This is a genomic window from Mitsuaria sp. MSU3D (genome assembly GCF_056867975.1).
In genome coordinates this window covers 749289-761338 of record NZ_CP200314.1, presented here as the reverse complement: position 1 = coordinate 761338, position 12050 = coordinate 749289, and the positions used below count along the sequence as shown (strand labels likewise).

The 12050-nt window shown below is 70.6% G+C and carries 8 protein-coding genes; 6 read left to right on the top strand and 2 right to left on the bottom strand.

Annotated features, from left to right (window positions below):
• Window positions 1-88: 88 nt before the first annotated feature.
• The 6 genes from AC1VNM_RS03415 to AC1VNM_RS03390 all read left to right on the top strand — a co-directional run bounded on the left by AC1VNM_RS03415 (window position 89) and on the right by AC1VNM_RS03390 (window position 8514).
• Entirely contained in the window at window positions 89-616 is a 528-nt protein-coding gene (locus AC1VNM_RS03415) for a hypothetical protein (RefSeq protein WP_483105858.1), read from the top strand.
• Window positions 617-742: 126 nt separating this feature from the next.
• Window positions 743-2695: an ABC transporter ATP-binding protein/permease gene (locus AC1VNM_RS03410; protein WP_483105857.1), complete on the top strand. Its 1953-nt coding sequence runs from the start codon at window positions 743-745 to the stop codon at window positions 2693-2695.
• A gap of 104 nt (window positions 2696-2799) precedes the next feature.
• Complete coding sequence (locus AC1VNM_RS03405) at window positions 2800-3381, top strand: MgtC/SapB family protein (protein ID WP_483109232.1); 582 nt, start codon at window positions 2800-2802, stop codon at window positions 3379-3381.
• Window positions 3382-3471: 90 nt separating this feature from the next.
• Entirely contained in the window at window positions 3472-5592 is a 2121-nt protein-coding gene (locus AC1VNM_RS03400) for a hypothetical protein (RefSeq protein ID WP_483105856.1), read from the top strand.
• Window positions 5593-5751: 159 nt separating this feature from the next.
• The gene (locus AC1VNM_RS03395; protein ID WP_483105855.1) at window positions 5752-8121 is read left to right on the top strand and encodes a hypothetical protein; all 2370 of its coding nucleotides are present in this window, start codon (window positions 5752-5754) and stop codon (window positions 8119-8121) included.
• 156 nt (window positions 8122-8277) lie between these two features.
• Window positions 8278-8514, top strand: a complete 237-nt coding sequence (locus AC1VNM_RS03390) for a hypothetical protein (protein ID WP_377155808.1) — start codon at window positions 8278-8280, stop codon at window positions 8512-8514.
• Here AC1VNM_RS03390 and pdeM read toward each other — a convergent pair.
• Window positions 8504-9217, bottom strand: a complete 714-nt coding sequence (gene pdeM / locus AC1VNM_RS03385) for a ligase-associated DNA damage response endonuclease PdeM (protein ID WP_483105854.1) — start codon at window positions 9215-9217, stop codon at window positions 8504-8506. The two genes, AC1VNM_RS03390 and pdeM, sit on opposite strands and share 11 nt — an antisense overlap.
• The gene (locus tag AC1VNM_RS03380; RefSeq protein WP_483109231.1) at window positions 9214-12027 is read right to left on the bottom strand and encodes a DEAD/DEAH box helicase; all 2814 of its coding nucleotides are present in this window, start codon (window positions 12025-12027) and stop codon (window positions 9214-9216) included. The genes pdeM and AC1VNM_RS03380 overlap by 4 nt, the downstream gene beginning before the upstream one ends.
• Between the last annotated feature and the right edge of the window lie 23 nt (window positions 12028-12050).

The window sequence follows — 12050 nt, the reverse complement described above, 5'->3', positions numbered from 1 at the left end:
CATCAGATTCGGCATTGGCGCCACGCCTTTGGTGTCCGATCACTCCTAGCATCTGCGGCTCCTCTCACCGCATGTCTGGAGTAGACGCATGCACCCTCACTCCCCGCAAATCACCAACGTCACGCCGATCCCGAACGCTCAGCCCGACCTCCATCACGTGATGTATCGGCTCGACCTGCTCTCCGCCGAGACTCACAAGCTCCGCCAGCAAATGCAGGAAGGCTTCACCTCGATTCGGAAAGATCAGGAAGTCTTCAGGAAGGAGCTCAACGACCAACGCCAGGACTTCACAAAGGAGATCAACACGGTGCGTCTCGAGATGAACGCCCAACGCCTCGAGTTCAAGGCTGAACTCAATGCTTGTCGGCACGAGTTCAAGCAGGAACTGCATGACATGCACGAGAAGTCCAGGAAAGAATTCGATGCCACGCTCGATCGCGCGAGGATCAACGTGAAGGAAATGCTCGACTCGGTGATCGCCACCGTCGACGATCGCATCAAGATGAGCGGTCAGGCCTCGGACCTCCGGCTGCTCAAGTGGTGCGCCCGCGCCGCGCTCAGCTCGTCCGCCGCCGCCGGCAGCCTCGCGTACGCGGTGTCGAAGCTCATGCCGTGACGGGCGCCTCAGGGAGGCGTCGCGTTCGCGCCTCCCTCCGTCACCCGCAGTAGGCCCCGTCCTACCCGCCCCATGAGCCACCGGAGCTACTGTCGAACCATCCTCGGCAGACTCGGTCCAGCCCTCATGGTTTCTCCCTCCTCCCCCGCGACGGACCTGCCGCCGTCCGCCTCTTCGGGCCCGCGCTCGTCGTCCTCGACCAGCCCGCCCGCGCCTCCGGTCGCCCCCAGGAAGAAGCACAAGCGCCGCCGCCCGCCGCGCCTGTCCGCCGCCGCCTGGCGGCAGTTCATGCAGATCGCCAAACCCTACTGGCTCGGCGACCAGCGCAAGGCCGCCTGGGGCCTGCTGCTGTTGATGATCGTGCTGATGCTCTGCGAGACCCAGCTCGCCGTCATGCTCAACAACAAGACCGGGGAGATGACCTCCGCGCTCGCCGAACGCAACCACGCGCGCTTCTGGCACGCCGTGCGCGACAGCCTGATCGTGCTGGGCTTCGCGGTGCCGGTGTACGCCTTCTACTACTACATGCGCGACGCCTTCTCCAACCATTGGCGACGCTGGCTCACCGGCAAGTTCCTCGACGGCTACCTCGACGGCCGGAAATATTACGAGATCGGTGCCGGCGCGGCGGGCGACATCGACAACCCCGACCAGCGCATCTCCGAGGACATCAACACCTTCACCGGCCGCTCCACCCACTTCATGCTGCTGATGCTGGGCTCCGCGATGCAGCTGGTGGCCTTCTGCGCGGTGCTGTGGTCGCTGTCCAAGCTGCTCGTCGCCTTCCTCGTCGTCTATGCCACGGTGGGCACCTTCCTCGCGCTCTACGTCTTCGGCTCGCCGCTGATCCAGCTCAACTTCTGGCAGCTGCGCCGCGAGGCCGACTTCCGCTTCGGACTCATGCGCCTGCGCGAGAACGCCGAATCCATCGCGTTCTACCGCGGCGAGCCGCAGGAACGCGCCCACATCGAGAGCCGCTTCGAGTCGGTCTACCAGAACTACTGGAAGCTGATCCGCAAGCAGCGCGCGCTCAACCTCTTCCAGCGCGGCTTCAGCCAGCTGACGCTGGTCGTGCCCGCCGTGATCCTGGCCGAGCGCGTGCTGTCCGGCGACCTGGAAGTCGGTGCGGCCGTGCAGGCCGCCGGCGCCTTTGCCGCGGTGCTGACCGCCGTCTCGCTGATCGTCGACAACTTCGAGAGCCTCAGCCGCTTCGTCGCCGGCATCGACCGGCTGCATGCGCTCTCCGAGGTCATGCACAAGCGCAAGCCCCGCGACGAACGCGCCCGCGAGAAGATCGAGACGAAACACGCCGACCAGCTCGCGTTGCGCGACCTGACGCTCTACACGCCGCAGTTCGACCGGCTGCTGATCGAGAAGCTCGACGTCGCGCTCAAGCCCGGCGAGAGCCTGCTGATCACCGGCGTCAGCGGCTGCGGCAAGAGCTCGCTGCTGCGCGCGATCGCCGGCCTGTGGCGCAGCGGCGAAGGCACGATCGAACACCCGCCGCTGGAGGACGTCTTCTTCCTGCCGCAGCGCCCCTACCTGCAGCCCGGCACGCTGCGCAGCCAGATGATCTATCCGGACACGACGACCGAGCTCGACGACGACGCGCTGCGCGCCATCCTCGACGAGGTCTGCCTGCCCGAGCTCGCCGACCGCGTCGGCGGCCTGGACGCCTCGCAGGACTGGGAGAAGCTGCTGTCCATGGGCGAGCAGCAGCGGCTGGCCTTCGCGCGGGTGCTGGTGCGCACGCCGAAGATGGTCATCCTCGACGAGGCCACCAGCGCGCTGGACAGCTGCAACGAGCGCCGTCTCTACGAGCGCCTGTGCCGCGACGGCGTCACGCTGGTGAGCATCGCGCACCGCCACGCAGTGCTGCAGCATCACACGCATGTGCTGCGCCTCACCGGCGGCGGCGCGTGGCAGCTGCATGCGGCCGAGGGCTACGACTTCGACGCGGTCGAGGCGGAGGCCGAAGCGGCGCGCGAGGCGGCCCTGGAAAGCGCACTGGAAGCCAGGCATGCCACTGGCGCCGACACGGGACCGGTCGCGAAGCCCGCCGAGAAAGAGTCGCCATGAGCGCCGCCAGTGCCGCCGCCAGTGCCACCGCCGCTGCAAGCGCAACGGCCAACGCCGCTTCGAACGCCGCTTCGAACGCCGGCGCCTCCTGGACCGACGAAGTCATCGAGACCGTGCGGTCCGAGTTTTCCGACGTGCCCGACGTCGCGCAGATCACGCGCATCGCCGTGCGCCTGCTGCTGGCGGCGCTGCTGGGCGGGATCCTCGGCTACGAGCGCGAGCACCACGGCAAGGCGGCGGGCATCCGCACGCACATGCTGGTGTCGCTCGGGGCGGCGCTCTTCGTGCTGGTGCCGCAGCAAGGCGGCATGGCGCTGGCCGACATGAGCCGCGTGCTGCAGGGCGTCATCGCCGGCATCGGCTTCCTCGGCGCGGGGGCCATCCTCAAGCTGAAGGACGAGGAACAGGTCCACGGCCTGACCACCGCCGCCAGCATCTGGATGACAGCCGCCATCGGCATCGCCTGCGGGCTGGGCCGCGAGGCGACGGCCGTCTTCAGCATGCTGCTGGCGCTGCTGATCCTCGCGGTGCTGCCGCTGTTCACGCGGCCGCATCCCCGGACGGACGAGGGTCGGATGGACGAGGGTCGGACGGACGAGGACCGGACGGACGAACATCGGAAGAGCGAGCCCCGGAACGAGGACGACCGGACGGCGGATGAGCGGAAGGCGGACGCCCTGCGCTGATTCGCTTCTCGCACCATGCGCCCCTGCCCATGGCACGCGAACCCGGCTGCTGTCGGAGCGACTGAGCCCGCCCCGACTGCAAGGACCTGCATGCTCCCCCTCCGCAGCCCCGCGAGCCTCGTCGCCGCATCGATCGACGACGCATCGATTGACGACGCAACGATCGATGCCCGCTTCGACGGCGCGCGCCCCACCACGATCGATCCCACGCCGCTGGCGCGCCAACTCGCGACCACGAGGGACGCACTCCTCCGATCGATGGCACGCGACCATCTCGCGCTCTGCCCCGAGGTCAAGGCGTTCCCCGACAGACCGGGAACGCACGAGTACGAAGCGCATTGCTTCAAGAGGCTCGTGGTCTATGCGAATGAGCGCCTGGCGTCGCCGTCGGCCGAGCCGCCGGTGGCTGCCACCGCATGGGAGCGGAAGCTGGATGCCCCCATGGAAGCCGAACGCTTCGTGAGCCGCGTGGCGCCGCGATTGACGGAAGCGGCGGTCTGCCGGGCGTTGGCGCGGCAGCTGCGGCGCGGCGCCGACGCCCACGGCGACGCTCACGGCGACGTCGTCCTGTCGGCCCGGTCGCTGTGGCGCGAGGCCCGGGCCACAGCGGGCGCTCCGCAGGCCGCCATCGTCATCGCGCCCCTGCCGGGGTCGACGTCGCAGCAACTGCGCATCGAAGGCGATGAATGGGTCAGCATCACTGGACCCGCCCGCATGGAACGCTCGGTGCGCGTGGGCGATCTGGCGCTGATCGATCAAGCCGAGGGTGTTCGGTCCCGCCTGAGCGCCCATGCACGCGAGCGCGTGGCGCTCACCGCCATTGACGCGTCGTCATCCGCCGACCTGCGGGTCTTTCCCGCCGCCTGGGTCTGCACGTCCGGTGTCGCGGCCGCATTGCTGGAGCGGCTGGACGACCATGAGATGTCGCAATGGGTGGCGCGCCAGGCGTTGACGGAGCAACCGGAGATCGCCCGGCGGATTGCCGCGAGCGGCGTCGACGCCTGGCGTCATGGGCTCGTGGCCGTCAGCGCTGATCGACTCGGCAGGACGGTCGTCCTGGAGAGCCTGAATGCACGCGCCAGCGGCCACGCGGACGACCGATCCCTGACCGCGGCGCGTTCACTCGGCGATGCCGGACGGGTCCGCGACCTCGTCGGCGGCGTGCTGGGCGGCATCGGCAAGGGGCTGACCGCGGACGAGGCCGTGTCCATCCTCTGGCGCGAGGACGACGTCGAGCCCTCACGGCCCGTTCTCCGGGGCGAGGAGGACGAGTGGCCCTCGCCGGCTCACCGGCACGGGCACCGGTACAACGCAGCCTTCCTCGACGCGCTGGCGCCTGCGTTGCGGGACGGCCGGCTGTCGGCCGTCCAGGCGACCGAACTGCTGGACAGCGGCACGCCGTCCCGGCCCATCGTGACGGGGTCGACCGCGGACATCGCCCACTGGTTCGGTGCGATCTTCAAGCTGTGGCGCGACAAGCGGATCAGCGCCGGAGACGCTCGCTCCCTGATGCTCGGTCTCGACCACCGCGGATCGTCCGTGTGGCACGCGGCGCTCCGGCATCCCGTGGACACGTCGAATGTCTCCACCGTCCTGTCCCTGGTGCGGGCCTGGGACAGTGCCATCCGTGCGGGCCTGCTGCCGTGCGAGGCGCTGCGCGACGGGCTGCTCTCGCGAGCGCCCGACGGGGAACGAAGCGAACTCGCCCGCGCATCGGCCGCTCGCCATTCGCATTGCCTCTCCGCCGCGTTCAGGGAACTGGGTCGGCTTCAACGCCGAGGCGTCCTGCCGGAAGCCGACCTGCGCCTGATCCTCGACACCACGCTGGATACCGGAGGGATGGCGGAGGATGTGGCGGAGGAGCCTCTGGTCGACCTCATCCCGCACCCGGCACTCATCCGTTCGATTGCGCAACGGCAGTTGGCGACCTTCGAACGATTGATGAACCAGTGCCTCCGCGCCCGGATCATCGATGGCGCGTCGGCCGCACGGTTTCTCCTGGCGCGGCCCGACGGCCAGACCTCGCGATCGGTGCGGGCGGCGGGGTGCGCCGGTGGGAACACCGACATTCATCGACGGATGCTCGACGACGCCGTGCACCGTGGCGACCTGTCCGCCGCGCAGAGGACCGAGGCCCTGCAGGCGGCCGGACGTCATGCCCTCGCGATCTACCCGCGACACGACTCGCCGCCGGCGGCCGCCGGCGCCTGAGCCTTCCACCGAAGCGTCCAGGCCGGGCAAGCGGCGCGGCCCTCGCTCCTCGCTGCCGCATGCCGTCACCGCATGCTGCCTCCGCACGGCATCTCCACGTGCCACGCGAACCTGGCCCTCACCGGGACGACTGAGGCCTGCCCTGCCTCGAGGACCTGCATGCTCCCCACCAGCACCACCGCGAGCCAGATCGCCGCAGCGATCGACGACACGACGATCCCTGCGCCGCTGGACCTCGCGGGTCCCCCGGGCTCCGGCACCACGCCGCTTGCCGACGAACTCGCCAGCACCAGGCAGGCGCTCCTCGAGTCGATGGCACGCGAGCACCTCGCGCTCTGTCTCATGGTCAAGCGGTTTCCCGACCAGGTGGAGGACGTGGACGAGCATGAGGCGGACTGCGTCGCCCGGCTGGTGGCGTATGCGACCTCCGCGCTGGCCATGCTTCCCGGCAAGCCGCCGTCGTATCCGGCGTCATGGGACTGCTCCGCAGCGCACGACATGCGAGCTGCTCTTTTCCTTCATCGCGCGGCCCCGCAGGTGACGGAGGCCGCTGTCTGCCGGGCCTTGGCGCGCCGTCTGCTGAGCGAGATCGGTGCCGCCGGTCCGGACGGTCTCCCTGCCGACGCGGGCCTGCTGAAAGCGCGGGCGGCCGGGCTGGCACGGAGGCTGGGGGTGCGGATCCCCGAATCCTGCGTCCTTGCGCCGGACGCGGTGACAGGAACGGTCGGCGTGCGCGGCGACGCCACCCTGCTGGGTCAGACCTTGTGGCAAGCGGGACGTCCCGCCGACGGTGCGACGGAGGCCGCGCCGGTCACCATGCGGCTGCCCGGGCCGTCATCACGGCAACTGCGCATCGATGCGCAGGAATGGGTCCGCATCGTCGGGCCCGATCGGCAGGAGACCTCGGTGCGCGCGGCCGATCTGGCGCTGATCGATCAGGCCGAGGGACGCCGCTCCCGACTGACGACCCGCGAGCGGGAACGGGTGGCGCTCACGGTCATCGAGTCGTCGCCTTCCGCTGAACTGATGGCCTTACCTGCCGCCTGGGTCTGCTCGTCCCGCGTCGCCGCCGCGTTGCTGCAACGGCTGGACGACGACGCGATGTCGCGCTGGATGGCGGACCAGGCCCTGACGCAGCAGCCGGACGTGGCCGCGAGGATCGCCGCCGCCTGCGTCCTGGCCTGGCGTCATGGGCTGGTGGCGGGCAACGTCGACAGCCTGGGCAAGGCGATCGTCTGGCAGAGCCTGACGGCGAAGCCCAGGCAATGGCACGACGAACGATGCCTGACCTGGGCCAGTTGCCTCGGCGATGCCGGACGGGTCCACGCGATCGCCGCCGGCGTGCTGGGCGGCATCGGCAAGGGGCTGACGGCGGACGAGGCCCTGTCCATCCTCTGGCGCAAGGAGGACGTCCTGCCGCCATTGGCCAACGGTCACGGGCATCGCTGCGCGGCGGCTTTCCTCGACGCGCTGGCGCCTGCGCTGCGGGACGGCCGGCTGTCGGCTGAACAGGTGACCCGGCTGCTCGGCGGCGGCACACCGACGCGGGCCGGCCTCGGCCTGGGGCCGGTGTTCATCGACGGCTACTGCGGCGAGGCCAGACAGTTCCTCGCCGCACTCCGGCGGTGCCAGGGCCCGGGTGGGCTCAGCGCGGAGCAGCAAGGCAGGATCATCACGGGGACGGTCCATGGCCGGCCGCCGCCTCGCCTGTCCTTCTCGCTACAGACTGTCATGAAGGGCTCGCCCACGGACATCGCGGACTGGTACGCCGAAATCCTCGCCTTGTGGCAGACACAGCGGATGCCCGATCAGGACGCCAGGCGCCTGATGCTCGGTCTCGACCGCGACGGATGGTCCGCGTGGCACGCCGCGTTGCGGCGCGATCCGCGCGGGTCTGATGCGGCCGTGGTACTCGCCCTGGTGGAGGCCTGGGCCGTCGCCATCCAGGAGCACCTGCTGCCGCACAGCAGCCTGCGCGACGGATTGCTCTCGCAGTCGCCGCGCACGAGGCAATGCGAACTCGCCCGCGCGGCGGCGAATACCGACACCCGCCGGCTCTCGGAGCTGTTCCGCCGGCTGGGCGAGCTGAATCGCCTGGGCGTCCTGCCAGCCACCGATCTTGTCGAGATCCTCGACGCGACGGTCGACGTCGATGGATTGACGCAGGCCGTCGCGGCGGAATATCCGCACCTGGACACCACGAGGCGCGCCGGCTGGCGCAGGATCGCCGCACAGCGCCAGCTGATGAGCTTCGAACGATTGCTGAACGAGTGCCTCGAGGCCGAGGTCCTCGACAGCGCGTCGGCCGCCCGCCTGCTCCTGGCCCGGCCCGACGGCCGGACCTCGAGATCCGTTCGCGCGGCCGGGATGGCCGGCGGTCACAGCGACAGCCATGTGCGCCTGCTCGACGACGCCGAACGCCGCGGCGACCTCTCCGCCGCGCAGAAGGCCGATGCCTTGAGCGCGGCCGGGCGCCTTGCACTGGCGAACCCGGAACATGGCGCCCCGCCGGTGGCGGAAGGCGGCTGAGGGGCGGCTGAGGGGCGACTGAAGGGCGGCTGCCCCGTCCCATCGCCGTTTTACCCTGCGGCGCGACCTGTTCCGGCGACTTGGGCATGACAGTTGCCGCTCGATGCGCTAGGGTCGCCGATCCGGAGGCCACCCGGAGACGACCCGGAGCTCAGCATGGATCTCGATACCGTCTCATACGTTTTCCAGAGCCTGGACGGCACGTTCACGATCAAGCCGCGGCTGTCGCGGCGCTGGCGCGTGAAACACGACAGCATGCCGTGGGGGGATTCCTTTGCCTCGGCGGAGGAAGCCGCGAAGGCGCTGTCGGCGCGCTTCGCCGTGCCCGCCGACCTCAACGAGTGGACGGAAGTCGGTGACTTCCACACCGACGTCGGGGGCTTCAATCTCTGACGCGGCTGAAGGTCGACTTCCGCGACTGCTCATTCGCCGGCCACACGGCGCCGCCGCCGATCGCGTGACAGCGTGAGCCTTCGGGCAGCCCGGCCAAGGTGGTGCCGGTGAACGCGCCGAACGCGGGCAGGATCATCAATCCCTCGGATTCGCAGAAACACGGCAGCCGATGATGCTCGTGCGCCCGCCCGCGCAAGGTCATCGCCGGATGCAGATGCCCGGCGAGCACGTAGGCATCGGCCACGCGGCGCGGATGGTGGCAGGCGGCGAACGGTCCCATCGGATGCGGTTCGTCGACGATCTCGAAGCGCAGCGACGGCGGCGGATCGCCCGCGCGACTGTCGTGATTGCCGCGGATCAGCAGGCAGTTCACGTCCGCGTGCCGCTCGCGCCAGTGGTGCGCGGGATCGAGCACCAGCGGCTGCTGCGCCGCGGCCGCATGCAGGAAGTCGCCGAGCACGACGAGCCGCGCGGCGCCCAGGGCGTCGATCAGTGCGCTCAGGCGGTCGAGGTTGTCGCGCGTCGTCCCTGACGGCACCGGCTGGCCCATCGCGCGGAAGCTCGCGGCCTTGCCGAGGTGCACGTCGGCGACGAACACCGTGCGCGTCGCCGGCCACCACAGCGCCCGCCCCGGCAGCAGGTCGACGCGCTCGTCCGCCAACGTCACCGTGAGCGCGCCCGACCGCGGATCGGCGTCCGTCATCGTCTTCTCCTGCGGCCGGTATCGCGGCGTTTCGCGGGTGCCTCGCCACGCGTCTCCAACGCGAGCGACTCCCGCACCGCCTCGACCGCAAACTGCGGCGAATCCTTCTTCGCGAACACCGCCAGCGCGCGCTCCGCGGGCTCGCGCGCGGTCCCGACCGCATCGCCGCCGGCGCTGCGTTCCAGTTCCGACACCATGCGCGCGATGCGGTCGCCGAGCGGCTCGTTGCTGAGCTTCTCGCGGAAGCGCTCCACCATCAGCGGAAACGCCAGCGGCGTCGGTTGCTTCAGCGCATGGATCTGGAGCGTCTGCCGGCCCATGCGCTCGAGCGCCGCGGCAAGCTGCCGCACATCCAGCTCCTGCGTCAGCAGCTCCCGCTCCGCCTGCGCCAGCAGGCGGTTGCCTGGATCGTGCTGCTGGAACACCTCGAAGAACAGCGTCGCCGAGGCCTGCAGCTGTCGGTTGCCGCGCCGCTCGCCCGGGTGGCTCTGGAAGATCAGGCCGGCGATGCGCGCGATCTCGCGGAAGCGCCGCCGCGCCAGCTCGGTGGCGTTCAGGCTCGCGAGCACCTCGCGCAGCAGCGTGTCGATCGGTGGCAGCGTCAGCAGCGACGGCAGCCGCTGCGCCCAGTCGATGGGCTTGGCGCTGAGCAGCTCGATGCCGTAGTCGTTCAGCGCGATGGAGAAGGTGCCGGTCTCGGGCTGCGCCGCGCGCCACGCGATCAGCCCGGCCAGGCCCAGGTGCACCTGCCGGCCGGCGAAGGGATGGAGGAAGAGGTGCCAGCCCTCGCGCGACTTGAGCGTCTCCGCCACCAGCACGTCCGGACCGGGCACGCCGGACCAGCGGCGCTGGATGTCGATCAGCGGCCGCACGCACTGCATCTCGGGCGAGTCGAAGCGTCCGGCGTCGGCCGCGGCCAGTTCGTCCAGCACCGCGTCGGCGAGCGTGCTCGACAGCGGCATGCGGCCGCCGTTCCAGCGCGGCAGGGCGGCGCGGCCCGAGGTGGCGCGCCGCACCAGCGCCGTCATCTGCTCGACGCGCACCAGCTCCAGCAGCCGGCCGCTGAACATGAACGCGTCGCCCGGCTTCAGGCGCGCGATGAAGCTCTCCTCGACGCTGCCCAGCTTGCCGCCGCTCAGGTACTGCACGCTGATCGACGCGTCGCTGACGATGGTGCCGATGTTGACGCGGTGGCGACGGGCCAGCCGCGCGTCGGGCACGCGCCAGACGCCCGCCTCGTCGGGCACGACGCGGTGGTAGTCCGGATACGCAGTCAGCGACGGCCCGCCCTGGCGGACGAAGTCCAGGCACCACTGCCAGTTCTCCGCGCCGAGGTCTTCGTAGGCGACGGTGCCGCGCACTTCGGCGAGCAACTCGTCCGGCCGGAAGCCGCCGCCCAGCGCCACGGTGACCAGGTGCTGGACCAGCACGTCCAGCGGTTCGCGCGGACTGCGCCGGGCCTCGATCCGGCCGGCGCGGACGGCATCGCGCGCGGCGGCGGCCTCGACCAGTTCCAGGCTGTGCGTCGGCACCAGCGTGATCCGCGACGGCCGTCCCGGCGCGTGGCCGGAGCGCCCCGCGCGCTGCACCAGCCGGGCCACGCCCTTGGCCGAGCCGATCTGCAGCACGCGGTCCACCGGCAGGAAGTCCACGCCCAGGTCGAGGCTGGAGGTACAGACGGCGGCCTTCACGCGGCCTTCCTTGAGGCCGAGCTCGACCCACTCCCGCACCTCGCGGTCCAGCGAGCCGTGGTGCAGCGCCAGCACGCCGGCCCAGTCGGGCCGCGCCTCCAGCAGCGCGCGGTACCAGCGCTCGGCCTGCGAGCGCATGTTGGTGAAGACCAGGCAGCTCGCGCTGGCCTCGATCGCCTCGACCACCTGCGGCAGCATGCGCAAGCCCATGTGGCCCGCCCAGGCGAAGCGCTCGGCGGTCTCCGGCAGCAGGGTGTCGATGACCAGCGTCTTGTCGGTTTCGCCCTGCACCATCACGGCGTCCGTGCCGGCGTCCGCGGTGCCCTGCAGGGTCCGCATCGCTTCGTCGAGATTGCCCAGGGTCGCCGACAGCCCCCAGATCATCAGCGTACTTCGCCGGCCGCTGGCCCTCACCCCTGCCCTCTCCCGCAAGCGGGAGAGGGAGTGCGCGGAACCGTCACCGGACTCGGAAGCGGCGCTTGAATCGCTCCCTCTCCCGCTTGCGGGAGAGGGCGGGGGTGAGGGCCTGCGCTCTCCGCAATGCTCCTGCCTGAAGCGGCGCAGCCGCGCCAGCGCCAGCTGCGTCTGCACGCCGCGCTTGTTGCCCATCAGCTCATGCCACTCGTCGACGACGACGAGGCGCACCTGGCCGAGCTGGTCGCGCGCATCGGCGCGCGACAGCAGCAGCGACAGGCTCTCCGGCGTCGTCACGAGCACGGTCGGCAGACGTCGATCCTGCGCGGCCCGCTGCGCCGACGTCGTGTCGCCGCTGCGCAGCGCGGCGGTCCAGCCGGGACACAGCGCCGCCATCGGCGTTTCGAGCGCCCGCAGCGTGTCGGCGGCCAGCGCGCGCATCGGCGTGATCCAGAGCACCGTCAATGGCGGTGCGATCGACTTGCCGGCGTGCACGCGCGCTTCGGCGCCGACCTCGTCGCGCAAGGCCGCGAGCGCGCCCAGCCACACCGCCAGCGTCTTGCCGCTGCCGGTGCTCGAATGCAGCAGACCGCCGCGGCCGCGCGCGATCTCCTCCCAGACGCGGCGCTGGAACGGAAACGAAGTCCACCCCTTCTCCGCGAGCCACGCGTCGATCGCCGCCACGCCGATCGCCGTCGCGCCGATCGTTGTCACGCCGATCGCTGGTA